The following is a 25,126-nucleotide window of genomic DNA, read 5'->3' as shown; positions in this document are numbered from 1 at the left end:
CACTCTCTGCCTCGTGTGCTATAATATTATAATCGAATGATTTAGGCAGCGGCCGCTGCCGCAGAAAGTATTTCACGAGGAGGCACTTAATGGATACCAAAGAACTCGTCATCGTTGTCGATTTTGGTGGTCAGTATAACCAGCTCATTGCACGGCGCGTCCGTGAAAACCACGTATACTGTGAAGTATACCCGTATCACAAAGCAGTTGCAAAGATTAAAGAACTTCAGCCCCAGGGCATCATCTTTACCGGTGGTCCTGGCAGCGTCTATGAAGATAATGCGCCGAAGATCGAAGAAGAAGTCTTCCATCTCGGCATCCCCGTCCTCGGCCTCTGCTATGGCATGCAGTTCATGGCCCAGACCTTAGGCGGCGAAGTCAAACACGCCGACATGCGCGAATTCGGCAAGACCGAAATCGATGTCAATACGGCTTCGCCTTTGTTCAAAGGCCTGCAGGAAAAAGAAATCGTCTGGATGAGCCATCAGGACTACGTCGCTTCCATCCCGGAAGGCTTTGAAATCGTAGCCCACACGGCCAACTGCCCGGTCGCTGCCATGCAGAACCCGGCTAAGAAGCTCTATGCCATGCAGTACCATCCGGAAGTGCTCCATACGGAACACGGCAAGGAAATGCTCCATAACTTCCTCTTTGAAGTCTGCGGCTGCACCGGTTCGTGGACTATGGCCAACTATGCCAAGACGGCTATTGCCAATATCAAAGAAACCGTCGGCGACGGCAAAGTCGTCCTGGCCCTTTCCGGCGGCGTCGACAGCTCTGTCGCAGCAGCCCTCATCTCCAAAGCCGTCGGCAGCCAGCTGACCTGTATCTTCGTCGACCACGGCCTGCTCCGCAAGAACGAAGGCGACGAAGTCGAAGCGGCCTTCAAGGACAGCGGCATGAACTTCATCCGCGTCGATGCGTCGGAACGCTTCCTGAAGAAACTCGAAGGCGTCAGCGACCCTGAACGGAAACGGAAAATCATCGGCGAAGAATTCATCCGCGTCTTTGAAGATGAAGGCCGTAAAATCGGTTCCGTCGATTTCCTGGCCCAGGGGACCATTTATCCCGACGTCATTGAATCCGGTGCCGGCGATGCAGCCGTCATCAAGAGCCATCACAACGTAGGCGGACTTCCGGCTGTCGTCGATTTCAAAGGCCTCATCGAACCGCTCCGCAACCTCTTCAAAGACGAAGTCCGCGAACTCGGTGCCGAACTGGGCTTGCCAGAATACCTCGTATGGCGCCAGCCTTTCCCGGGACCGGGCCTGGCTATCCGCGTCATGGGTGAAATCACCAAAGAAAAACTGGCCATCCTCCGCGATGCCGATGCCATCTTCCGCGAAGAAATCACCAATGCCGGCATGCAGCGCGATATCAACCAGTACTTCGCCGTCCTGACCAATAACCACTCTGTCGGCGTCATGGGCGACTTCCGTACCTATGACTACACCTTGGCCCTGCGCGGCGTCACCACGACCGACTTCATGACGGCTGACTGGGCGCGTATCCCATACGACGTCCTCGATAAAATTTCCAGCCGCATCGTAAACGAAGTAGACCACATCAACCGCATCGTGTACGACATCACCAGTAAACCACCCGCAACGATTGAATGGGAATAGTTGCAAATTGCCTCACAAATCGCTTAACCAAGCCGTTTGTGAGGCTTTCTTTTTTTCAAAAGTTCCAAAAGTGTACCAGAAAAATTTAAAAAACCTTTTTTAGGGCCTATTTTTGCCAAATTTCTCGAACAAAAAATGTGCATTTTTATACGTATAAAACAAAAGCGGTTACAAAAGCCGAGTAGATTTGCAATGTAAAAATATACACGGCCAACGGCCTTGTGCGTAGGAGCCGACCCGGACAGGGCGGCCTGCTGCGATATTTAACAACACCTTGTTCTGACATTATGGAGAGCCTTTACGAATCACGAACACCGAGCTGCGTGTTTTTCCTCGGTTTCATATGCGGCTTCGCCGCGAGATACTCAAATCGTATTACGAACATGTGCCACTCGTCATAAATTACGGCTACGTACAGGATTCACGCGGGCTCACCACGTGTGAGCCCCTACGATGCGGCTTCGCCGCGACGAACTTATGATTGTATTACGACCATGTGCCATTCGTTATAAATTCCGGCTATGCACAAAATTCACGCGGCCTTTTTGGCCCGTCAGGCGCCGACCATAAGAAGGCGCAGGACGGTTGCCAAAACGGACAGCTGTAGCTGTCCGCCTTTATCAGGACGCCCCCTACAGAATCGCAGCCAGGCGATAAATGGAAACAACGTTCACCGGATACAAAATATACACGGCCAACGGCCTTGTGCGTAGGCGCCGACCCGGACAGGGCGGCCCGCTGTGAGATTTTACCGTAGCCTGTTCTGATATAATGGCAGGTCTTTATGAATCACGAATCACATGATGTGTCATTAATTCTGAATTTACAAATTTCCTTTGCAGGACTTTATAAGTTTTTTGTAGAATCTATATAGCATATATTGAGATTGAGAGGTAAGTCTTTTTAAGGAGGATGAGGCATATGATGAAACGAATTGTAAGTATGTTGCTACTTACTGGAACTTTATTGATAGGAAATACAGTGTTTGCCTTTTATGCAGATGAAAGCTCTGCTGTTAATCTTGGGATGGTTCAATCTTATAGCCGTTCAGCAATCAACGTTATTGATGATGACGGTACGGCGTATACTTTTGTTTATGACAATAGGCCTCATTCGGACTTAGGTTTTTGGAAACTTGAAAGCGAAGACCAGTGGCATCAATGGGAATTCGGCTTGCAACAACAATCTCACATGGAACAATTGGCTAGCTGTGGTTTCTATGCGTTGAAGACTCTTGGAAAATTGTAAGCGCTTGTGAAACGGGAAGGGCGTTATTATGAAGAAATTACTTATTTTCACTCATCCTTCGGGAATGTGTGGATTGAGCTTTGGTGTGGAGAATGGTAAAATCGTTTCGATTACAGCCTATATGGATCAATAGAGAGGGTACTCTACAAACGAACTAACAAGTCTCTTTTCTGGTGCCGGTCTTACAGTGGCAGTAGGTTATGATATTACAGGAGGCATGACGTATGGATTATCGCAAATTTGGTGAAACTTATTATATCCGGATGGATAAGGGGGATGAAATCATCAGCACGATTCTGGGAATCTGTCAGAAAGAACAGATTGCATCGGCCATTTTTTCGGGCATCGGCGGGTGCCGTTCGGCAGAAATACAGACGTTCATCCCAGAAACGGGCAGTTTTGAAGTTCAAGAGCTGAAGGGGATGCTGGAGCTGGTTTCGTTGACAGGCAATATCGTCAGCGATGATGATGGAACTTATTTTCATCATACTCACGCTGCTTTTTCTTATAAACAGGATGGGGAACATCATGTTGCGGCAGGGCACATCAAATCGATAGAGGTACTGTACACGGCAGAAATCGAATTGCGCCCCGTTATAGAAGGACGGATTCGGCGGAAATATGACCCAGAAACGGGGACCGGCTTTTGGGATTTCGGGCCAGAAACGGATTAAGCTGGCCACTGTCTTGTATCTCCCGATTGGTCGGCACTTCTGAGGATCTTTTCACTTTATACTTTATTTTCAAATGAAAGGATTGACAGAACATACCTAATAGTGTACTATTTGGGTAAACATTTTATATGTTTGATGAATGAATATCAATCATCCAGAGCAGTTGAGGGACTGGCCCTATGATGCTGCGGCAACCTCCGTGGGGACGGAAGGTGCCAATTCCAGCGGGAGTTTTCCCGGCAGATGAGCGAGAAATGGAAGGGATTTTGCGCGTCATCTGTAGCTGATGGCGCGCTTTTTTTATGGCTTTGTCATCGGCACGTCTTTATTTATTTTGTAAAAGGGGTGTTCGTATGAGTAACGAAGTATCTGCACAGGCCGTCAACCGGTCGGGCCTGTTGCGAAGCGAAGACTGGTGGGCCGTATGGCTCGGATTATTTATCGTCGTCCTCGGTGCCGGACAGATCTGGCACATCGATTTGCTCGGCTGGGCTGCTAAGTTCGGTGTCTGGATCGACCCGTCCAAGGCGGTCGGGCCGGGGTCGAAAGGGTTTGCCTGGCTCGGCAGTATCGGGTCGTTAGTGGCGACGTATGTATTTACCCTGGTCGTAACGTCTATCGGTGCGTATTTCATGGGGACGAAGGTCAAGAAATTCGTCGCCGGTTATACCGTGATTTACTGGATCACCATGGCGGCGACGGTCATCGGCAATTATGCTTATCTGGCAGCGACGCCGAATAAGCGGGAAGCTTTTAACATCGGCTGGTCCTTGAGTCTTGGCGAATTGGGCTTTGTCATTGCCCTGCTGGCCGGGCTGGTCATCGGTAATTTTTTCCCGAAAGTGACGCGTTTCTTATCTGATGCTGCCAAACCGGAATGGTACATCAAGACGGGCATCGTCATTTTGGGCATGAATATCGGCATCCAGGCCATCAGTGCCCTGGGGCTGGCCGGTACGGTCATCGTCCGCGGCATGTGCGCCGTCGTCGAAGCCTACCTGATTTACTGGCCTATCGTCTATTTCGTGGCCCGGAAATTCTTTAAATTCACGCCGGAATGGGCAGCTCCCATGGCGTCGGGCATTTCCATCTGTGGTGTCGCCGCAGCGATTGCTACGGGCAGTGCCATCAAGGCGCGCCAGATCATCCCGACTATCCTGGCATCGGTCATCATCGTCTTCGTTGCCGTAGAATTGCTCATCCTGCCCTTTGCAGCTGCTTATTTCCTGCCCAGTGAACCGATGGTCGCCGGGTCCTGGCTGGGCCTGGTCATCAAGAGTGATGGCGGTGCCGTCGCATCCGGGGCAATCGCAGATACGCTCATCCGCAACAGTGCGCTCCAGCAATTCGGCGTCAATTACCAGGAAGGCTGGATCCTCATGGCTGCGACGACGTCCAAGGTCTTCATCGACGTTTTCATCGGCGTCTGGTCCTTCATCTTGGCTATCGTCTGGTCCATTTACCATCTCAATGACCCGCGGGCAGCCGTCGCATCCGGGGCTGGCAAGGTTTCCAAACGGGAAATCTGGGAACGCTTCCCGAAATTCATCATCGGTTTCGTCCTGGCCCTGGTCGTCATTTTTGCAGCTGGCTGGCTGCAGCCGGGCATCGTCGACGCTGCGAAAGCCGGCGCCGGACAGGCTAACCTCCTGCGGGCCGTCTTCTTTGGCCTCTGCTTCTTCTCTATCGGCCTGGTCACGAATGTCCGCAAGCTCTGGAAATCCGGCCTGGGCCGTGTCATCGGCGTCTATGCCGTAGCCCTCGTCGGCTTCATCATCTGGGTCGGCCTGTTCATTTCTTACATCTTCTATCACGGCATTGTTCCGCCGACATTATAACTTCATCATAGAAAGGATTAATTGCTATGGCATCGCGAATCACTTCTGCCGCATCGACGGCTGACGAATATTACTACAACCAAACCGTAACCCCGACAGACGCTGCGACCCATACGGGACAGCTCGAACGGGATGCAGACGAATATTTCCCCTTGCAGCCCATCGAAAAAAAACTCTGTGCCTATTCCCTGGGATTGGGCCTGGGACTGATGGCCTTGTTCATCGTCATCTTTGAAGTCTTCGGCTGAGGCTTATTATGGAAAAGGGCTGTCGCACGAAGGTTTCTGCCATCATGCGAAGCCCCTTTCTCTTTAAAGTTTGTAGTACGAAGCTTGTAGTTTGTAGAAAATAGCTTTAAATTTAAAACCATTCACTAAAAACTAAAAACTGCAAACTTAATACTCAAAAAGAGGCTATCTTAATGCGACAGCCTCTTTTTGCTTTCCTCGGATTCAGCTGCGGCTATGCCGTGATAAACTCATGAAATAAACGAAGCGCGCTGGTCGCAGGTAGCAGATTGCAAAAATAGCCCCAATCGGGGCATTCATAGGGGCCGACCTTTAACCTCTCAGACCGCCTTTGGCGGCCAGCTCCCCTATAAAGGGAGCCTTGTGCGGCCCGTTGCGAGATTTCATCACAGCCCATCTGAGTATAATGGCAGGCTTTTACGAGCCACGAGCATCTGTCATGGCACCGGCTATTCACACAAGTCGCGGCGGTACGCCCTTTGGGACGTCCCCTACGGAATCGCAATCAGGCGATAGAAATGAACGAAGGTCCCAGACGGGGCATTTTTTACGAGCCGAGGGTCACTCGAGGCGATGTCGTTATTCTAAATATGTTGCCGCAAGGCGGCATTTGACTCTGAGGCGGCCTGCGAACTGCGGTCTGCGACCGGCGGGGCCGTCGGCCCCAAAATTCGATGAACGACTTTACGCCCGGCCGTCAGGCCTCTATCAAAGTTAAAAGGACTAGCGCATGAAGGTTTCGACCATATCATGTGCTAGTCCTTTTTTTGAGGAGATAATCAGATTTTACCGCGTCTTATATCCCTGATATTTGTCTTTTAATTTCGTATTGTCTTTCAATACTTGGACGATGGTTTTTCCTTGTTCGAGTTCTGTTTCGGCTTTGGTGGCTTTATCGGACAGGTAGGATGCGTCTTTTTGCCTAAGAGAAGGGTCTTGTCGTCGTTCCAGAATTCGCCTTTGTTTTCGTTACGGCCCTGGATCAGGAAGAGGCTGTCGCCATTTTTGTTGGCTGCGGCGAGGTCGATGCCGTGTTTTTTCTGGTAAGCTGCAATGCCGGCGCAGAGGGCAGCGTCATCGGTGCGCGTCCGGTTGATGACCAAGACTTCTTTCGTGTCTTTGAATTCGGTGCAGAAGTTGAAATCCCCCTGGGAATCCATAGCCGTGAAGCTGGGGCCGTGGCCTTTGTATTTCGGTACCAGGATTTTTGCCAGTGTTTCGGCTTTACCGACGCCCTGGGTCTGGGGATGGAGGTCGTAATCGTACTGATTGAGGTAACGGCCATTGGCGTCTACTTTGTTGGTCATGGCCAGGACATCTTTGACGCCAGGGACTTTGAAATAGGAAACGGCTGCGCGGATGGCGTCTAATTTATCAGCTGGGATCCCCGTCATGAGGACGGACTTCATCTGTGTCGGCGGGACGGCGAATTGCAGATGATCGAGCTGCCAGACTTCCAACTGTTCGCCTACGTCGAGGATGGATGTCGTATTGTCGAAATCGAAGACGGCATAGGGATGATTGTTTTTATCGTAGTTCGGCGAATCTTTGCCGTAAGCCGCGATGAAGTCGTTGATTCCCTGGCGGACCGTAGCGTCCCAGCGGGGGCTTTGGACGGCTTGGGCTTGTCATGATTCCTGGCCTCCTGTACCGTAGTTGACATTTTTACATACTGCATTATAGGCCCGGATTTTTTTGGATTTGTATAAAGTATGACAGCACTTTACAACTTTTACGCTACCTCGGAAGTTGACGAAACCAGTTTACACAAGGCCTGCACTAAGTCCGTTGGATTTTTTGCGGTTTGGGCTTTAGAGACCAAAGTGCCTAAAAATATTTCACGCTGTATTTGCCAGCTTATATGGCTTCGCAGCTCTTGTGGACTGGCGTTTTGGTACTTTGCAAAATGCTTGTCCAGATACGGCAGCATTTTCAGGCTGCTGTGAACGAGGTTTACCAGGTTCACCCTATGTTCAATACCATTTTGGCGGCGAATCCGGTAGGCATTCAGCGACCAGAAGGCCTTCTGCTCATAGTAGTTGGTTTCGATGGCCCAACGCAGCTTGTACAGCTTCAAAGGATAATAGTCCATGCCTTCTGCCGGTGCGTCCCGTAGGATCTTTCGTTCCTGCCAGGCGCAGCTCATATGCAGGTCACTGGGATTCAGGGTGCTGAAGAAAAGCCGCCGGGAGCCAGATGTAGTGTAGCTGACATAAGCATGGATACGGCGATTCCCGCAGATATGGGTCAAAACAATCCGATGGCCGACCTGCATGCCATCCATATCCCAGGACAAGTTGAAATCATCCAGATGAAGCCGCTTTCCTCGTTTTTTCGGGCGTCCCGGCTTGCCGTTAGGCAATGGCGGTAGTTCATACATTGCCGAATCACTGCGGACATTACAGATGATGTCCAGTCCGGGATACTGCAAAGCCCGTTCTATCAGCGAGCTTTTAGCGTACCAACTGTCAAAGAGCAACAGTACCTGCCGGTCTTTCAGTAAGGGCATCACCTCCTCGATGAGGTCACCAGCTAATTCAAGTTTGGTCTGCTCTTTCGTCCACATCCGGTACCCTACGGGAACCGCCAGATAGCGGATAAGCGGAGCTTTTCCTTCATGCTGGTTCAGGACAGGGACACTCAGTGTCAAACTGACGAAGCAATGACCGTTTACGTAAGGCTTGCCTGTATGGCAGGCATGGTCATGCAACAGAGAAACAGCATCGAACTTCTTGCCGAATTTCGGTACCGTCGTATCATCGACACTGAGAAAGACCGGTTCATTCTGTAAGGCCGCCGGAATCAGGCTGCAAGCCAATTGTGCTGTTTGCAGGCGGAGAGAATGGCTCGTCACCGTTTCGTTCTGAAGCGCCCGGTAATAACTATTTAAGCAGCGATGCGTCACCTGGGACAAAAAATTCCGATGAAGAAAGCGAAGAGATGGGAAGGCCTGCAAGGCTACCTGAGCGATGACCAACCAGGTCAGTAGGAATCGCGTTGGCCGTGTCGCCGTAGAAAAATATGGAGAAAAGAAACGAAACAGACTACCAATAATCGAATTTTCGAGGTATAATGAATTCATCGCGTAACTCCTTTGAGATGATGTGTTTTAGCAGATTCATTATACTTCAAAGTGTGGTTACGCGATATTTATTTGTTCAAAAAGTTGTAAACTGCTGTAAAGTATGAAATAAATAGGTAAAATTGAGAGCCTAGGGATTGTTGTAATTACAACGGACAAAGAGGGTGTTTTTTTGATATAATATATAAATAGACTTTTTCTATATGCTATAGTGAACAGGAGGCGTTTTGTATGGCTTTTAAGAAACGTGTGGTAGGGGTCATCGGCTTAGGTCATGTCGGGGCTCATGTAGCTTTTAATTTAGGGGTCCTCGGGATTGCCGATGAAGTCAAGTTATGCGACGTGAAGTCGGAAAAACTGGTCAGTGAACGGCAGGATATGATGGATGCCGTCATGTTCATGCCTCATCGTGTCAATTACACGATTGCCAGCTATGAAGAATTGGCAGACTGCGACGTCATCGTCAATGCTATCGGCGACATTACGCTCTGCGCATCGGGGAACCGCGACGATGAAATGCATTTCACTGTGCCTCAGGTCGCTGATTATATCCCCAAGGTCATGGCCGGCGGCTTCCAGGGCATCATCATCAATATCACCAACCCTTGTGACGTCATTACGGACCTCATCGCTAAGAAGAGCGGCCTTCCGAAAGGTCATGTTTTCGGTACCGGCACGGGGCTGGACAGCGCGCGCCTGGGATAAGGTAAAATATATTTCGCAAATTCAATTTCATAAAAAATAGACATAGTCTATTGCCGCTAGTACAATTAAGTTACCACACAAAATTCGTAAGGAGGCAATAGACCATGTCTGGTAATATTATACAACTTAATGAGGATCTTATAAAGAATAATTTAAAGGATCTTGTACGCAACAGTGTAGAGGAAACACTGAACGCCCTGCTCGACCACGAGGCGGATGAACTCGTCCGCGCTGGCAAGTATGAGCGAACGGGAGACCGTAAGGGCTACCGTTCCGGTCATTACGAGCGGAATTTTGGCACGACTTCCGGCGAAGTCAGATTACGCGTGCCGAAGCTCAAGGGCATCCAGTTTGAGACGGCCATCATCGAGCGCTATAAACGCCGTGAATGCTCTGTCGAGGAAGCCCTTATTGAGATGTACCTGGCCGGCGTATCCGTGCGCCGTGTCGAAGATATTACCGAATTGCTTTGGGGCACAAAGGTCTCCTCTGGCACCATCAGCAATCTCAACCAGAAGGCATACAAGCACATCGAGGAATGGCGTCAGCGTCCTTTAACGGGGGAATATCCGTATGTTTACGTCGACGGCATTTACCTCAAGCGCTGCTGGGGTGGCGAGATTCAAAATGTCTCCGTTTTAGTCGCTATTGGCGTCAATAAAGACGGGTTCCGTGAGATTCTCGGAGCAGCAGAAGGCATGAAAGAAGACAGGGAAAGCTGGTTGAACTTCTTCACCTGGCTCAAAGGCCGTGGCCTTGCAGGCGTGCGTCTCATTATCGGCGATAAATGCCTTGGCATGCTGGAAAGCATCCCTGTAGTCTTTCCTGAAGCCAAATACCAACGCTGCACGGTCCATTTTTACCGGAACGTCTTCACAGTGACGCCAAAGACTAAGATGAAGCAGGTTACCTTAATGCTCAAGGCAATCCACGCGCAGGAGAGCAAGGAAGCTGCACAGGAAAAGGCGGTCTCCATTGCCGCCAAGCTCCGTGAAATGAAGCTTTTATCCGCAGCCAAGAAAGTCGAGGACAGCGTGGGCGAAACCTTGACCTATATGGATTTCCCAACAGAACACTGGAGCCGGATCCGCACGAATAACCTAACAGAACGGGTGAATCGCGAGATACGCCGCCGTACACGGGCCATTGGTGCCTTTCCTGACGGCAACAGTGCTTTGATGCTCGTCTGTGCCAGACTTCGTCATGTTGCCGCCTCGGAATGGGGCTCAAAACGCTATATGGATATGGAGCATCTATTCAAGATGGAAATTGAGCAGCCAAATGACGAGGAAAATCCATATATCTGATTACGATATTTACTGGCGGATGAAATGAATTTGCGAAAGAATCTTGACACTACCGCCTGGTCAGTGCCATTTCCCAGCAGACCGGCTTGGATCATCATTCCTTCTCAGCCTACATGATGGGGGAACACGGCAATTCCCAGATCGTCCCCTGGTCGCTCATCAAGTTCGGCGGTAAATCCCTGGCAGAACTGGAACAGAATCCGGCCTATGTCTTCGATAAGGCCCGCGTCCAGGATGAAACCATCCATGCCGGCTGGGTCACCTATTCTGGCAAGCACTGCATGGAATACGGCATCAGTATGACGGCAGCTACCATGGTCCGGGCCGTCCTGCGGGATGAACGGAAAATCATGGCAGCCAGCGCGCCTTTAGATGGTGAATACGGCGAAACGGGCATCTTCTGCGGTGTCCCGTCGGTCATCGGCGCCAATGGCATCGAAGAAGTCATCGAATATAACCTGCCGGAACAGGAAATGAAGGACTTCAAAGCCTGCTGCGCTACGATTCGCGCCAACATCGCTAAAGCCAAAGAATTTTGGAAATAAAGTTTGTAGTACGGAGTTTGTAGTACGGAGTTTGTAGTTTGTAGAAGAGGGCTTTAAATTTGAAAATATTTGCTACAAACTGCAAACTTAATACTCAAAAAGAGGCTGTCTTAACGCGACAGCCTCTTTTTTTACCGCCCTTCGACGCAGATCCAGCGGTGGTCTTTTTCGATGTGGACCTGGACGGAGGAGAAGCCGGCATCATGGAAAATGGTTTCAAAGGTTTCCGGCGTCGGGTTATAGAGGTGGTAGCGTTCGATGTTTTCCCGGACGTCAGCGCTGAGGCCGTCGTGGCCGTAGATTTCGGCGATGAGCAGGAACGTGCCGCCTGGTTTCAGGACGCGATGGACTTCCTTCAGGTTTTCCGGCGGATTGGGCCAGAAATAGAAACTTTCGACGGTCGTGATTTTGTCAAAGGTTTGGTCGGTAAAGGGCAGGGCTTCGACAGAACCTTCGCAGACTGTCATTTTTCCGGCAGCTATATCGTCAGCATTCGTCTGGCGTGAGGTCTGGACCGACGTCGCTGAATAGTCCACGCCAGTCAGATGGCCCGTCGTGATGTGGGCGCTCATGCGATGGAGATTGGCTCCGCCGCCGCAGCCGATGTCCAGGACCGTTTCATCGCCGCGCCAATGGAAATGGGACAGGCCCCATGCCGTAAGGGCGGCATGGCTCTCATTCATGCGCGCCAGCATCTGCTGCCCCGCTTCCCCGGTCGGTCTGGCCGGATTGCCGGCCGTTCTGGCGCATCTTCCACGTTCCCTTTTTCCTCGGTCCGATAGAAATAAGCGTGATATTCATGTTCTGCTGTTTTTTCTGTATAATGCTCATATCCCAGCATTTCCATGATCTCATAGAGGGGGATTGGTTCAAAACTTTGAATGACTTCCATCCCTTCGCCGACGGGAAGCTTGGCTGCCTGTTTTTTTCAGCCCATCAAGGAAATTACCGGCGATGCCGCGCACATCAATTTTTTTAAAACTTGCCACTTTATCTTTCCATTCTATATTTTTCATGAGGTCTGCCCCTTTCTGTTGCCTGTTCATGATACGGTCATTACAGGCATTCTTTATTGTTTTCTTCGTCTTTCTGGATGAGTATAGCATGGCAGGGGAGACAAGTATGTTGGTTTTATAACATAATTCGATATTGAACCTCTCCCGCTTATAGAAGCGGGAGATTCTTGAGAAGGTTGCTTGTTTAAGTTTCCTCCTGAAATCAGGATAGCCTTATTCTCAAAGGGCTGTCCAAAAGCCCCTTACACAGTCCCTCGAAATCGAAGTTCTGCTTACTTTTACGGAGTATGTTGGCGGCGCCGTTGATGTCGGCATTGGCCGTCCTGCCGTTGGCGAAACGGTACAGGCCGCGCCGGATTCGTTGTCCACTGAACGTTCCTGTATAGGGGGCATCCGGCTGGTATACGGGAATATCATCCAAGTCCAGACAGCTGGCCTGAGAGGTATACGATTCTTCCTGTTCCAGATAGGTTATCCCGTAGCGTTCACACAGCTGTTTCAAGGTACTGCGCAGATAGCTCAAATTGATTTGGGTGAAATGCTGATTCATCACTTTGCCCAGCTTTAGTCCTCGTTTGAAATCGCGATTATATCCACAGACAAGGGTCCCTATCTGATAGTCAATGCAGAAATTAACAATGTAACGGGCTGTCTTGCGAAGGATGTCCTGCATCCGGAAATTGCGTTTCTTCGCTAACTGACAGAGCTGGTTCGTCGTCTTCCGGCCCTGTTTGGCGGCAATGCTTTGGAGTCTGGCTTTGCGTTTGTTCCAATACTGGTTGATAGATTTAAGTTTACGACCGTCCATGAGGAACGACGTCCCCGTATTGGTAACGCAGGCGGCCAGATTGTCCAGGCCTAAGTCGATAGCCAGGATACGTTCTGGCGAGGTTTTCACCGGCTCTGGTTCCTGTAAGTAGCCATACTGAATCTTGAAATACCGTCCACCATACATGGGACAGATGCGGATTTCCTGAATCGTCTTATCCTTCAGCCTGTCGGGAACAGGAATCCGAATCCGATGGCCATTATGGCGTTTCATATATTCACGGCTCATCGGCACTGTTAAGAAGCCATTCTTAATGGTAATGGCGTTCGTGGACAAGATGAGACTGAAGAGACCACCTTTTTCACGATAGTGTGGCAGGCGGACAGCCTTTGAACCATAGTCACCTGACTTGACTTTCTGCAAAAGCCCGAAAAAAGAACGAAAACTGCGGTCGGCCATCTTCAATATCTGCTGGGCGACACCGGCCTGTAACAAGCCATAGTTTTCATTTTCCTTGCAGATGGGGTAATTTTCTTCGTACCGCAAGAATTGCCGGGTATCGAAGTAATGCTGCCGAATCGTATAGACCGCTACATTGTACAGGTTATTGCTGTATTGGCACATTTCCCGGAGCATCGTATAGTCTTGTTTCGCCAAGCCACGGATGACATTCGATTGCGTCAAGTACATCTGGGATTCACCTCCTCTGTCATCTTTCATTATACCCTAGCCAAGGTGAAAAGGCTAAGACAGAAAAGACATAGGGGGGATTTCGCAGGCATCGAACCTGCGAAATCCATTGCCATTCATCCCCTACCTAAGAGGAAGGGGTCTTCTGGCAAAACTGGGATAAATAAAAAAATAGCCCGGCAAGGATACATCACCTTGCTGGACTATTATGCGCAAATTTGTAAAAACTAGAGAAACATTGTGTACTGAACGGTACGCACGGTGGTGGGAGAGGTCGGGATTTAAAATAAAAAATCCCGATTTATTATTTACCCATAAGCCTTCATTTTTTCCATTACCGGCAATCCATGCTGGATCTATGGTTTTCACTGAATAGGATATATCATAATAATTCTTATCCATTCCATCACTGTCCCTGATTTTTATTGGCCCGTCAATTCTATTAATTGTATAATCAAAAATTTTATTTTTAGTGAACAATCTTTCAGATTTATAATGGTCAAATTCACGAATTAATATTTTATTAACAATTTCTTTTTCTGATAATCCTTCTGCATCTGATACTGCTATACGATTACATTGAATCGGTTCTACTAGTATGGAGTCATCAGAATAGAACATTAAATATACAACTCCTATTAGTATAATTGCTATATTTTTTCTTCTCCCTTTCTTTGTCCGGATGTATTTATAAAAGGAAATTGCCGGGGTGTGTCAAGAGTTTTGTGTAAATCGATTCAATAAGCAACATCGTATTGCTGCATAAGCTGAGACATCCTGTCGTCCATGAGCAGCTGGTTCCGGACCATCGCCCAGTTTGCGACGTGACGACCCTTCCATTTTTTATAGAGCTCTTGGATGCGTAGGTAGAAAATCTTGAAGACTGCATCCTCGTTGGGGAAAGCGCCTTTCTTGGTCACCTTGCGGAAGCTAGAGTTGACGCTCTCGATGGCATTGGTCGTGTACATGATCTTGCGCACGGCACTGCCATAGTTATAGAGCTGCTCGACGTGTGAGAAATTGTTTTCCCATACGCTGACCGCGCCTGGATAAGCCTGCCAGTCGGTCTTGAACTTCTCGAATTCCTGACGGGCCTGCTTGACGTTGATGGCACCATAGATGAGCTTCAGCTGCTTCGTGAATGCACTCCACTGCTTGCGTGGGATGTAGCGGATGGAATTGCGGATGAGGTGTACGATGCAGCGCTGAACCGTGGCATGCGGGAATACAGCCTTGGCGCCTTCCTCCAATCCGCTCACGCCATCCATGGACAGGATGCCAAGATCCTTAACGCCGCGAGCCCGCAGCTCGTCGAAGATCTGCATCCAGGCATGCTTGCTCTCCGTCTCGTTGATCCAGAGGCCAAGGACATCCTTGCAGCCGTTGACGTCATAGGCAAGCATGACATAGACGGCCACCTGCTGGACGCCATACTCCGTGCGCAGCGATACGTAGATGCAGTCGACGAAAGCAAATGGATAGAACGACTGGAGCGGACGATTCCGCCATGCCTCGACCTCTTCCATGACGCAGCCTGTGATGGTGGAGATCTGTTCATGTGACATCTGGAAGCCGTAGATGTCTTCGATGGTTGCAGCGATGTCGCGTTGGCTCATGCCACGGGCATACATCGCCAGTACCTTGCCCTCGATGGACGAAACGTCGCGCTGGTGCTTCTTGATGATCTGCGGTTCAAACGTACTCTGGCGATCCCTAGGGACGCGGATAGGAACCTCGCCCAGAGAGGTCTTGAGCGTCTTGGATGAATAGCCGTTCCGGACATTGTCACCGTCTTCGGAGCGCTCATGCTTCTTATGGCCGAGATGATTTTCCATCTCACCTTTGAGCATGGACTCAAAAATGGGGCCAAAAATCTGCTTCAGGACGTCCTGTACGTCTTCCGCGCTCTTGATGTCGTAGTTGTTGAGGATTTGCTGAGCAATCTGCTCGCCTGGGGTAGTTGGTGGAGTTTTACACTTTGCCATTCTGTTACCGTCCTTATCTTTGTTTACCCCAGTATGGGGCATAAAGTAGATTCATGCAATACCGATTTACACAAACTATTTTACACTCCCAATTGCCGCCACAAAAAAGCAAAAATATATAAGACAAATAAGGCATCACTTATAAACGTAATCATCTTTAATCTCTCCTGATTATTGAAAGACGTACTGCTATTGTAACGGTAAATGAGGAAAATGTAAAGAAATTTACTTGAAATTACAAACTGACGATTCCTGTGTATACTGAGAATCCACAGGGACCTGAAAATGGGAAGCGTCATATTCATAGAAAACGGGGCAAAAATCACTGCTTTCTGTTACAATAAAAAAGAATAGTTTTCTACAGGTAATTTGCAGTATGGAAGGAGTTTCACCTTTATGATCAAGATACTATTTATCTGCCATGGCAATATCTGCCGGTCGCCCATGGCGGAGTTTGTGTTCCGGCAGATGGCCGAGCAGGCCGGGCTGGCAGAACGGTTCGACGTGGCATCGGCGGCTACGACGGATGAGGAAATCTGGAACGGCTATGGCAATCCGGTCTATCCGCCAGTGGAACGGCTGCTCCGGGCACACGGTATGGACCCCAGTGATAAGCGGGCCGTGCTGCTGATGGCTGGCGATTATGCAGTTTACGATTATTTCATCGGCATGGATGACGAGAACCTGCGGGACATGAAGCGCATCTTCCATGGCGACCCGGACCAGAAGTGCCATCTTCTCATGGATTATACGGAAAATCCCCGTCCTGTAGCCGACCCGTGGTATACGCGGGATTTCCAGCGGACCTGGGACGATGTCCAGGAGGGCTGTCAGGGACTGCTGACCTTCCTGTAGGGGCTGCCGGTATAGAAAAAGCCCCGGAGCGGGAGGTCTCCGGGGTTTTTTCTGATTCTATGATACCAAGTTTAGCGGCACGCTGGCCGGTGGACAGTACGGCGAACCTCTCCGATTCTGGTCGGGAGGCCATCCTGGCAGAGGGGTTCGGTAACGGGCCGGTGGGTTGCCGCCGGGGATAGCTGACTTCGTTTACAGTTATTACTATAATGGCATTATGTAAAAGAATGGTGACAGCCTGGTAAGAGTTAGGCAATTTTGTAGGGAGTGACGACGATGGCCATTAATTTGAATTCGATTTTATCCTTATTGCAGGACGACGGGGCGTCGGAACATTGGGCCCGGCAGGCACCGATTATGGGCGACCATATCCGCGTGCGCCGGCTGGGAGGCTTGTATTACCATCACGGCATCTATGTCAGTGACGATGAAGTCATCGCCTTTGCCGGAGATGATGACTTCAATCCCATCGACTGGTGGGATACGGAAATCCGGTCGACGTCGTTCGATGAGTTCCGCCAGGGCGGTGACGTAGAAGTGCGTCAGTATACGCCGGAAGAACAGGCACAGCTCTGTTCTGTACCCGAGACGATTGCCTTTGCCCGTGCCTGCCTGGGCAATAAAAAATACGACCTGCTCTTCCATAACTGTGAACACTTTGCCAATGCCTGTAAGCTCGGCGTCTACCGCAGCCGTCAGACGGAAGATATCCTCTTCGGCGAGGCCATCCCCAAGGCCCTGGAATGTATCGGCGACGAAGCGCAGCGGGACCAGTGGCTCCAGGATGCCTGGCACGATTTGACGGCCCAGGTCCTGGATAAACTGCGCCGGGACCTGGAATCCCATCAGTAGATAGTCCGGTCGTCGATTTGCTGGAAGAGTTTTTCATAACGTTTCTGTTCACTTTTCAGGCAGACTAGGTAATAGTCTGTCTGACATTCCGGGTCCGCCAGGGAGATGTTGATGCGGCCCGGGATTTTTTGTCCCTGTCCGAGGAAATAGCTGGACGAAAAGCAGGGGTAGTCCGAGTGCTCCGTCAGCTCATGGAATGCATCCCGCTGGACTTGCAGCAAATAGCGGGCGTGCGGTGTCTTTTCCCGGGTCATTTTCATCCAGAAGCCGATATGAGAAAAGAGCAGGATGGCCCGGCCATCCAGGTCCTGCAGGCGGACTTCCGGATAAAAGGCCAGGGGGTCCGATGCGCGGACCGAGAGATAAAGTTTTTCGCTGCCGCATTTCTTGACGAAGAACTCGTCGCCGTCTGGCCGGGCATGCATGACGGCCAGCTGATAGGTCTGGCGGCGCAGGCCTTCCGGGAAGGAGACATCGTCCTTCATGTCGGCCGATAAGGTCATGCCCTGGAAAATCCCGTTCAGCAAGGGCGTCAGCACCATTTGCGGGACCGGTGCACAGTAGCCGATGGAGAGGGTATGCAGGCTGCGGTCATAGCTGCGGATGCGGTCGCAGAAATCCTGGTTTTCCTGGAGGACGCGTTGGGCGTAATAGACAGCATAACGGCCGGTCTGTGTCAGTTCCAGGTGGTTTTTGTGGCGCACGAACAAGGGGACCTCCAGCTCTTCTTCCAGTTTTTTCATAGAGCGCGTCAGTGCCGGCTGAGACGTGTGCAGGTCCTGGGCTGCCCGGGTCAGGGTGCCGGCCTTGGCGAAGGCGACAAATTGTGCAAGCAGGTTCGTTTCTATCATAGTGGCTCCTTTCTCTGCTTCAGTATATAAAAAGTGGATAGTGAATTCCCCTGTTGGCATTGTACATCTTTTGAAAGCTGTTGTAAAATGCGAGATGTAGACAGGAAATACCTATTACACACTATATCATATAAACAGAGTCTGAAAGGAGATTATACCATGGAATATACGACATTGAGCAACGACGTGCAGGTCCCGTTGTTAGGCCTGGGGACCTTCATGATCGGCCCGGAAGATACGGAGAAATCCGTTTATGCTGCCTTGAAGATGGGTTACCGCCTCATCGACACGGCCAATGCCTACGTCAACGAAGAAGCTGTCGGCAGGGGATTGCGCCGGGCTTTGGAAGAAGGTCTGGTCAAACGGGAAGATATTTTCATTTCGACGAAGTTGTGGCCGACGCTGTATGAAAAGGCAGGAGCTGTCGATAAGACCCTGGAACGGCTGGGCGTCGACTATGTCGATCTGCTGTTCATCCATCAGCCGGCAGGCAATTATCTGGCCGGGTATGCGGCTATCGAACAGGCCTATCGCGACGGCAAGGCCCGTTCCCTGGGGATTTCCAATTTCCATGGCGACAAACTGGAAAAACTCCTGGCCCATGCCGATGTCAAGCCCCATGTCATCCAGCTGGAAACGCACCCGTACCACGTCTACGATGATATCATGGCCCGCCTGGCTGAATACGGTACGAAGCCCATGGGCTGGTATCCATTGGGGCATGGCGACCCGGAACTGCTCCGCGACCCAATCTTTACGGCATTGGCCGACAAGTATCACAAGAGTACGGCACAGATTATCCTGCGCTGGGCTGTCCAGCGGCAGTTCATCACCATCCCCGGCACGAAGAATCCGGACCATCTGCGCAGCAATTTCGACATCTTCGATTTTGCCCTGACTGATGAAGAAATGGCCGTTGTCAACGGGCTGAACGGGACGCGCCAGTACTACACGGCAACACCGGATTTAGAAGAACGCTATGCCAATATGCATCTGCCCTTTGAAGAGAAATAGGAGGAAATCATGGAATTTGTAACCTTGAATAATGGCGTCATCATGCCGAAATTAGGATTTGGTGTCTATCAGACGGCATCGGCTGAAACGGAAAAAGCCGTCAGTGAAGCCTTGGAAACGGGATACCGCCTCATCGATACGGCTGCGTCTTACAGAAATGAAGAAGGTGTCGGTGATGCCGTGCGTCAGAGCGGCATCCGCCGGGAAGAGTTATTCATCACGACGAAATTATGGGTCCAGGACCATGGCTATGATGCGACCCTGAAGGCCTTCGACGTGTCGATGAAAAAATTAGGCCTGGATTATTTGGATCTCTATTTGATCCACAAGCCCTATGGCGATTACTATGGGGCCTGGCGGGCCATGGAACGGCTCTATCAGGAAGGCCGTATCCGGGCCATCGGCGTTACCAGTTTCTGGAACGAACGGCTGGCAGACCTGGCCAACATGAATACCATCACGCCGGCTGTCAATCAGATTGAAACCAACGTATGGGACCAGAAATGGGCTGAAGAAGGCCTCATGAAAGAACTGGGCATCCAGCAGGAAGCATGGGCGCCCTTTGCTGAAGGGAACAACGATGTCTTCCATACGCAGCTTTTGAGGGACATCGCTGACAAACACGGCAAGACCGTCGGTCAGGTCATGCTGCGCTGGCTGCTCCAGCGGGATATCGTCGTCATCCCCAAGACGGTCCATAAAGCGCGGATGCAGGAAAACATCGATGTCTTCGACTTTACCCTCGATGAGGAAGACATGAAGGCCATCCGCATGCTGGATACGGGCAAGAGTACCATCTATGACGAAATGGACCCGCATATTGCCATGGCCATCGGTAAAATGACGATTCACGAGTAAGAAGAAGGGCTGGTGCACGAAGGCTTCTACCATCATGCGAGGTTCCTTTTACTTTATAGTTTGTAGAAGCTGATTTTAAATTTTTTACCATTTGCTGCAAACTAAAAACTACAAACTTAAAACTCAAAAAGGGGCTGTCTTAATGCGACAGCCTCTTTTTACTAGTCACGAGTCACTAACCACGAGCTACGACTCCCTCATAAGTATAAGGAAGGTGCATAAATATTGTGTTAATTTTGCGTAAGTACTGCGTAAGAAGCTGTGTAAAAATTGTGTCTTCATTGTGAAAAACTCTTGTCTGATTTGTGTAAAATAGGACGATAGATGGCGCAGGTACGCCGTTTCTTCGTCTTTTGACAGGCTAAAGCCTTTTTCGTATACTGGCCATGCAGACAAACGTAGGCTGTGCAGGATGTCTGTCCCGGACTGGCGCTGAGAGAGGAAACTAGGACCACTCGCCTGCAGCGGCATTTTGGGAATCCTGCGGTTCACTATTGTGAAAATAAGGAGGAATTTCTCATGATGAAGACAAAACTTGCATAACATCAAATCGTGGGGCGTCGGCGGCAGCTACGTCTTTGCGAAGAACGCTCAGTTCAACGTCTACCAGAGCTTTGCTTCTAAGTGGAAAGACAATAAGAACAACGCTACGGATCCGGAAGAACAGACCAGAGCTGAATTCGTATTTGCCTTCTACTATGGTATAGTTTTAATGGGGCTGTCGCACGAAGGCTTCTGCCATCGTGTGCAGTCCCTTTCTCTTTATAGTTTGTAATACGGAGTTTGTAGTTTGCAGAACAAATCTTTAAAGCCATCTGCTAATCTTTAGCCACTAGTTGCTAGCCACTAACCACTTAAAAGGGCTTGTCGTTGTATGGCAGCCTTTTTTATGCGGGAAATGGTCTGGCAGCTTGTAGGGGCTCGCACGTGGCGAGCCCGTCAGGTATTGTGCGATACTTGTGAACCGGATTTGAGTGAACGGGCGCCCCACGTGGCGCCCCTACAGAAAAAGGCGCTGTCTTCATGGGACAGCGCCTTTTTCTATCCCCTGGAAGCGAGTATAATAAGGTATCATATAATCATGGAGGGCATAACGATGGATGAACGGGAATGGGAACAGTTATTGCATATCAAAACGGCTGGCCGCGACGACAGCCATTCCGATGGGGAGCACCATCCTTATGAGCCGACGGATTACGGCGTCCTCGAACGATTGGCCAACAGCGGCTATATTGGCAAGAGGGATACGCTCATCGATTACGGCAGCGGCAAAGGACGGGTCAGCTTCTTCCTGGCTTATCAGACGCGCTGTCAGGCCATCGGTGTGGAATACGACCAGCGGCTGTGGGAAAAAGCCCTGGCCAATGGACAGACGGCGGCGTCCCGGCGGCGCGTGACTTTCGTCTTGGCCGATGCCGTGGAGTACGAGGTCCCGCCGCAGGGGAATCGTTTCTTTTTCTTCAACCCCTTTGCCCTGCACACGCTGAAGCGGGTCCTGGGGAAACTTTTCGACGCCCATTACCAGGCGCCGCGGCCGATGCGCCTGTTTTTCTATTATCCTTATGAAGAAACAGAAGCTTTCCTGACGCATCATCCCAACCTCGTCGTTGAAGACGTCATCGACTGCCGGGACCTGTTCGATGAGGACGATGACCGGGAAAAAATCCTGGTCCTGCGGCTGCGTGACTGATTATCGGCAATTTATCTTATGAAAATATTCAAGTTAAACGATTGATAAATTGCCGATAACGGCATAAAATTGAATTAACGATTCTTAAAGAAGGAGAATGATTACTATGATAGACACGGAACACGTTGTACAGCGTTTTTTGAAGTATGTTTCTTTTGATACCCAGTCCGATGAAGACAATGATGCCGTCTGCCCGAGTACACCGGGACAGCTGGTCTTTGCCAAGGCCTTGGCAGAGGAACTGAAGGCAATCGGCTTGTCTGATGTCACCTTGGATGAACACGGATATATCATGGCCACGCTGCCGGCCAACGGGGCAGAAGGCCCGGTCGTCGGCTTCATTTCTCATGTCGATACCAGTCCCGATGCATCGGGGAAGGACATCAAGCCCGTCCGGGTCACTGATTATGACGGCAAGGATGTCGTCCTCAACGAAGCAAGGGGCATCGTCTTTTCGACGAAGGCTTTTCCGGAAGTCCTGAAATACAAAGGCCAGGACATCCTTTTTACGGATGGGACGACCCTCCTCGGGGCCGACGATAAAGCGGGCATCACGGCTATCGTCAGCGCTATGGAATACCTCATCCAGCACCCGGACATCGCTCACGGGATGATCCGCATCGGCTTCACGCCTGATGAAGAAACGGGGCGCAGTGCGGCTTTGTTCGATGTGAAGCAGTTTGCTGCCGACTTTGCCTATACTGTCGACGGCGGCGAACTGGGCGGTCTGGAATATGAAAACTTCAATGCTGCCAACCCGGTCATCACCTTCCATGGCCGCAGCGTCCATACAGGCGACGCCAAAGGAAAGATGGTCAACGCATTGTCGATTGCCGCAGAATGGCAGCAGCTCCTGCCGGCCGGGGAAAAACCGGAATACACCGAAGGCCATGAAGGCTTCTTCCACGTCTATAAACTGAATGGCGACGTCGAAACGTGCACGATGCACATGCTCGTCCGCGACCACGACCGCCAGCGTTTTGAACGGCGCAAGGCCCTGCTGCAGCAGATGGCCGATTTCTTCAATGAAAAATACGGCGATGGGACCGTTGTCGTCACGCCGTATGATGTCTATTATAATATGCTGGAAAAAATCGAAGACGGCCATATGGATGTCGTCGACTTGGCCAAAGAAGCCATGGAAGCAGTCGGCGTCACGCCGCAGGTCGCTCCTATCCGCGGCGGTACGGACGGGGCCCAGCTCTCTTTCCGCGGCCTGCCGTGCCCGAACCTGTTCACTGGCGGCGCCAACTTCCACGGCCGCTATGAATACCTGCCCATTCCGTCGCTGGTCAAGGCCTGCGAAACGGTCATCGAAATCGCCAAGCGGGCAGCTAAACGTCCGTAGGCGCCGGATGGTCCTGCAACGATGAACAACCTGTGAGAAGACAAGACCTTCGTAGGGGCCGTCCCAAAGGGCGGCCCGCCTGATATGATGGTGTATACGTAATGCATAACGGGTGATGTGTGAAAACATTCCTCATATACCTGAATAGTTATATCCAAGATTCACAGCGGGACGCCTTAGCAGGACGTCCCCTACGGAGCGGTTCAGGCGATGTGGCGATTCTCGTCATTCTCAGGATGGGGAATGATAAAAGGGGGAATTTTGATGAAAGAGATTACTCATGATATGTTAGCCCAGTTCCGCACGGCTTATGAAGCCGACGGGCAGGCCCAGGTCCTTCATTCGGCCCTGGCCAAGACGGACATGGCTGACCTGGCTTATGTCCCCGTGGCCGGTGCCCGCCTTAAAGGCGCTTTTTCGGTCGAAGTGAAGACGCGGGGCATTACGGCCCAGCAGAAATCAGGCCGTTGCTGGCTCTTTGCGGCTTTGAATATCCTGCGGGAAAAGGTGGCCGAAACGTGCCACCTCGACCAGTTCGAGCTGTCCCAGAATTACTTGTCTTTTTACGATAAATTGGAAAAAGCCAACAATTTCCTGGAAATGGTCATCGACAACGCCCAGGAACCCATAAAAGGCCAGCTCATGCAGTACGTCCTGCGGGGCATGACTGACGGCGGCTATTGGAGCGAAGCCGTGGACCTCATCGAAAAATACGGCGTCGTGCCCAAACAGGTCCAGCCGGAAACGTATCAGTCCAACCACATAGACCGCTTTGTAGCGACATTGAACCGCCTCCTGCGCAAAGATGCCATGGAGTTGCGGGAACTCGTCCAGGACGGTGCGGACCCGTATCCGCGCAAGGCGGCCATGATGGCCGAAGTCTACAAGGCTGCCTGCATCGCCTTTGGCCAGCCTGTCCAGACCTTTGACTTCGCCTACCGCGATAAAGACGGCAACTACCATGAAGAGCGGGACCTGACGCCGCAGGCTTTCTATCAGAAATACGTCGGCCTGTCCCTGCGCGATTATGTCGCCGTCATCAATGAACCGACGGCAGATAAGCCGCTGGATACGCCCATCCAGTTCCATGCCGTCGAAAATATGGCCGGCTGCGACATGAAGGCCCTGAACCTGTCGCAGGAAGCCCTGGAAGAACTCTGCGTCAAACAGTTGAAAAACGGTCAGGCCATCTGGTTCGCCTGCGATGCCGGGGCCTTCGGCGCCCGCAAGGAAGGTATCTGGGACCCGGCCAGCGTCCAGTACGAAGCCCTTTTGGGCGGCTTTTCGACGGCCATGCCAAAGGGCAAACGGCTGGAGTATAACAGTAGTTCGGCGACTCACGCCATGTTGCTCACAGGCGTCCATTTCGACAAGGAAGGCAAGCCGGACCGTTGGAAAATCGAAAATTCCTGGGGCAAGGATGTCGGCGACAAAGGCTATTTCGTCTGCTCTGAAGCTTATTTCCAGGAATTCGTCTACGAAGCCGTCATCGACCGCCGTCATTTCAGCCCGGCCCAATTAGCCATGCTGGAAAAAGACCCTGTCGTCATCAACGCCTGGGACGAAGATTATTAGAAGGGAAGGCTTTTATGTATACGTTTGATGGCAAGGCCTATGACTGCCCCTTCGATTGTTTCATCGACATCATCAAAGGCAAATGGCGGACGTCTATCTTACTGGCCCTGGCAGATGGGCCGGTGTTCTTCGCCAAGCTGCAGCGGTGCCTGCCGGGCATCAGTGCCAAAGTGCTGACGGAGAACCTCCACGTCTTCGATCGCAACGGCCTGGTCCGGCGGAACGTCCATGCCACGGTACCGCCGACTGTCGAATACAGCCTGACCGACAGAGGGGAAAAGCTGATCCATGTCATGCAGGGCATCAACGGCTGGGTCGATGGCTTTTTTGGAAAATAAAAAGAGACTGTCT

The 25,126-nt window shown here is 50.9% G+C and carries 25 protein-coding genes, 2 pseudogenes and 1 riboswitch; of the genes and pseudogenes, 17 read left to right on the top strand and 10 right to left on the bottom strand.

Annotation, left to right across the window (positions count from 1 at the left end; translation table 11 throughout):
* Positions 1-89 precede the first annotated feature (89 nt).
* The 5 genes from guaA (at position 90) to ACFWUB_RS02765 (ending at position 5,633) form a co-directional block, all read left to right on the top strand.
* Positions 90-1,625, top strand: a complete 1,536-nt coding sequence (guaA, locus tag ACFWUB_RS02785) for a glutamine-hydrolyzing GMP synthase (protein ID WP_020309915.1) — start codon at positions 90-92, stop codon at positions 1,623-1,625.
* A 921-nt stretch (positions 1,626-2,546) separates the two neighbouring features.
* Positions 2,547-2,873 carry a hypothetical protein gene (locus ACFWUB_RS02780; protein WP_020309916.1) on the top strand — a complete coding sequence of 109 codons (327 nt, stop codon included), beginning with the start codon at positions 2,547-2,549 and terminating at the stop codon, positions 2,871-2,873.
* Between the two features lie 224 nt (positions 2,874-3,097).
* A complete protein-coding gene (locus ACFWUB_RS02775) occupies positions 3,098-3,547 on the top strand; it encodes a PPC domain-containing DNA-binding protein (RefSeq protein ID WP_292282402.1) in 450 nt (149 codons plus the stop codon).
* A 147-nt stretch (positions 3,548-3,694) separates the two neighbouring features.
* A riboswitch (SAM riboswitch) is annotated at positions 3,695-3,797 on the top strand.
* Positions 3,798-3,900: 103 nt separating this feature from the next.
* On the top strand, positions 3,901-5,385 hold the full coding sequence (locus tag ACFWUB_RS02770; RefSeq protein ID WP_416184192.1) for a putative sulfate exporter family transporter: 1,485 nt from the start codon (positions 3,901-3,903) through the stop codon (positions 5,383-5,385).
* A 26-nt stretch (positions 5,386-5,411) separates the two neighbouring features.
* On the top strand, positions 5,412-5,633 hold the full coding sequence (locus ACFWUB_RS02765; RefSeq protein WP_020309919.1) for a hypothetical protein: 222 nt from the start codon (positions 5,412-5,414) through the stop codon (positions 5,631-5,633).
* Between the two features lie 836 nt (positions 5,634-6,469).
* Here ACFWUB_RS02765 and ACFWUB_RS02760 read toward each other — a convergent pair.
* Positions 6,470-7,093 carry a hypothetical protein gene (locus tag ACFWUB_RS02760; RefSeq protein WP_416184191.1) on the bottom strand — a complete coding sequence of 208 codons (624 nt, stop codon included), beginning with the start codon at positions 7,091-7,093 and terminating at the stop codon, positions 6,470-6,472.
* A 272-nt stretch (positions 7,094-7,365) separates the two neighbouring features.
* On the bottom strand, positions 7,366-8,715 hold the full coding sequence (locus ACFWUB_RS02755) for a transposase (RefSeq protein ID WP_416184190.1): 1,350 nt from the start codon (positions 8,713-8,715) through the stop codon (positions 7,366-7,368).
* 231 nt (positions 8,716-8,946) lie between these two features.
* Here ACFWUB_RS02755 and ACFWUB_RS02750 point away from each other — a divergent pair.
* The 3 genes and pseudogenes from ACFWUB_RS02750 to ACFWUB_RS02740 all read left to right on the top strand — a co-directional run.
* Positions 8,947-9,414: pseudogene (locus ACFWUB_RS02750) on the top strand (lactate/malate family dehydrogenase); the annotation flags it as partial.
* Positions 9,415-9,524: 110 nt separating this feature from the next.
* On the top strand, positions 9,525-10,727 hold the full coding sequence (locus ACFWUB_RS02745; RefSeq protein ID WP_293989774.1) for an IS256 family transposase: 1,203 nt from the start codon (positions 9,525-9,527) through the stop codon (positions 10,725-10,727).
* An 86-nt stretch (positions 10,728-10,813) separates the two neighbouring features.
* Entirely contained in the window at positions 10,814-11,272 is a 459-nt protein-coding gene (locus tag ACFWUB_RS02740; protein ID WP_416184189.1) for a hypothetical protein, read from the top strand.
* Between the two features lie 131 nt (positions 11,273-11,403).
* Here ACFWUB_RS02740 and ACFWUB_RS02735 read toward each other — a convergent pair whose 3' ends face one another.
* The 7 genes and pseudogenes from ACFWUB_RS02735 to ACFWUB_RS02705 all read right to left on the bottom strand — a co-directional run bounded on the left by ACFWUB_RS02735 (position 11,404) and on the right by ACFWUB_RS02705 (position 15,732).
* On the bottom strand, positions 11,404-11,967 hold the full coding sequence (locus ACFWUB_RS02735) for a class I SAM-dependent methyltransferase (RefSeq protein WP_416184188.1): 564 nt from the start codon (positions 11,965-11,967) through the stop codon (positions 11,404-11,406).
* Positions 11,948-12,073 carry a hypothetical protein gene (locus tag ACFWUB_RS02730; protein WP_416184405.1) on the bottom strand — a complete coding sequence of 42 codons (126 nt, stop codon included), beginning with the start codon at positions 12,071-12,073 and terminating at the stop codon, positions 11,948-11,950. The genes ACFWUB_RS02735 and ACFWUB_RS02730 overlap by 20 nt, the downstream gene beginning before the upstream one ends.
* Before the next feature lie 40 nt (positions 12,074-12,113).
* A pseudogene (locus ACFWUB_RS02725) lies at positions 12,114-12,164 on the bottom strand (hypothetical protein); the annotation flags it as partial.
* Entirely contained in the window at positions 12,142-12,288 is a 147-nt protein-coding gene (locus tag ACFWUB_RS02720) for a hypothetical protein (RefSeq protein ID WP_416184187.1), read from the bottom strand. The pseudogene ACFWUB_RS02725 and the gene ACFWUB_RS02720, both read right to left, overlap by 23 nt.
* A gap of 202 nt (positions 12,289-12,490) precedes the next feature.
* The gene (locus tag ACFWUB_RS02715) at positions 12,491-13,747 is read right to left on the bottom strand and encodes an RNA-guided endonuclease InsQ/TnpB family protein (protein WP_416184186.1); all 1,257 of its coding nucleotides are present in this window, start codon (positions 13,745-13,747) and stop codon (positions 12,491-12,493) included.
* A gap of 123 nt (positions 13,748-13,870) precedes the next feature.
* Positions 13,871-14,368 (bottom strand): hypothetical protein, encoded by a 498-nt coding sequence (locus ACFWUB_RS02710; RefSeq protein WP_416184185.1) that lies wholly within the window; start codon positions 14,366-14,368, stop codon positions 13,871-13,873.
* Between the two features lie 116 nt (positions 14,369-14,484).
* Entirely contained in the window at positions 14,485-15,732 is a 1,248-nt protein-coding gene (locus ACFWUB_RS02705; RefSeq protein WP_020311933.1) for an IS256 family transposase, read from the bottom strand.
* A 396-nt stretch (positions 15,733-16,128) separates the two neighbouring features.
* Here ACFWUB_RS02705 and ACFWUB_RS02700 point away from each other — a divergent pair, with 396 nt between their 5' ends.
* Positions 16,129-16,587, top strand: coding sequence for a low molecular weight protein-tyrosine-phosphatase (locus ACFWUB_RS02700; RefSeq protein ID WP_292108385.1), 459 nt, complete (start codon positions 16,129-16,131; stop codon positions 16,585-16,587).
* 276 nt (positions 16,588-16,863) lie between these two features.
* Positions 16,864-17,439, top strand: a complete 576-nt coding sequence (locus ACFWUB_RS02695; protein WP_416184184.1) for a lecithin retinol acyltransferase family protein — start codon at positions 16,864-16,866, stop codon at positions 17,437-17,439.
* Here the strand turns inward: ACFWUB_RS02695 and ACFWUB_RS02690 are convergent.
* A complete protein-coding gene (locus tag ACFWUB_RS02690) occupies positions 17,433-18,290 on the bottom strand; it encodes a LysR family transcriptional regulator (protein ID WP_020310336.1) in 858 nt (285 codons plus the stop codon). The genes ACFWUB_RS02695 and ACFWUB_RS02690 overlap by 7 nt on opposite strands.
* 159 nt (positions 18,291-18,449) lie before the next feature.
* Between ACFWUB_RS02690 and ACFWUB_RS02685 the strand changes: the two genes are divergently transcribed.
* The 7 genes from ACFWUB_RS02685 (at position 18,450) to ACFWUB_RS02655 (ending at position 25,113) form a co-directional block, all read left to right on the top strand.
* Positions 18,450-19,304: an aldo/keto reductase gene (locus ACFWUB_RS02685; RefSeq protein ID WP_416184183.1), complete on the top strand. Its 855-nt coding sequence runs from the start codon at positions 18,450-18,452 to the stop codon at positions 19,302-19,304.
* A gap of 9 nt (positions 19,305-19,313) precedes the next feature.
* Complete coding sequence (locus tag ACFWUB_RS02680; protein WP_020310337.1) at positions 19,314-20,162, top strand: aldo/keto reductase; 849 nt, start codon at positions 19,314-19,316, stop codon at positions 20,160-20,162.
* Between the two features lie 535 nt (positions 20,163-20,697).
* A complete protein-coding gene (locus ACFWUB_RS02675; protein ID WP_020310339.1) occupies positions 20,698-20,937 on the top strand; it encodes a hypothetical protein in 240 nt (79 codons plus the stop codon).
* Positions 20,938-21,258: 321 nt separating this feature from the next.
* Positions 21,259-21,852: an SAM-dependent methyltransferase gene (locus tag ACFWUB_RS02670; RefSeq protein WP_416184182.1), complete on the top strand. Its 594-nt coding sequence runs from the start codon at positions 21,259-21,261 to the stop codon at positions 21,850-21,852.
* A 106-nt stretch (positions 21,853-21,958) separates the two neighbouring features.
* Positions 21,959-23,200 carry a peptidase T gene (pepT, locus tag ACFWUB_RS02665; protein WP_020310341.1) on the top strand — a complete coding sequence of 414 codons (1,242 nt, stop codon included), beginning with the start codon at positions 21,959-21,961 and terminating at the stop codon, positions 23,198-23,200.
* Between the two features lie 264 nt (positions 23,201-23,464).
* On the top strand, positions 23,465-24,775 hold the full coding sequence (locus ACFWUB_RS02660; RefSeq protein WP_292108318.1) for an aminopeptidase C: 1,311 nt from the start codon (positions 23,465-23,467) through the stop codon (positions 24,773-24,775).
* Between the two features lie 14 nt (positions 24,776-24,789).
* Positions 24,790-25,113 carry a winged helix-turn-helix transcriptional regulator gene (locus ACFWUB_RS02655; protein WP_020310343.1) on the top strand — a complete coding sequence of 108 codons (324 nt, stop codon included), beginning with the start codon at positions 24,790-24,792 and terminating at the stop codon, positions 25,111-25,113.
* The last annotated feature ends 13 nt before the right edge of the window (positions 25,114-25,126 follow it).

The organism is Megasphaera sp. (assembly GCF_047831605.1).
GTDB classification, from domain to species: Bacteria; Bacillota; Negativicutes; order Veillonellales; family Megasphaeraceae; genus Megasphaera; species Megasphaera intestinihominis.
Note: the sequence above shows the minus strand (reverse complement) of the source record. Positions and strands in the feature narration are given on the sequence as shown.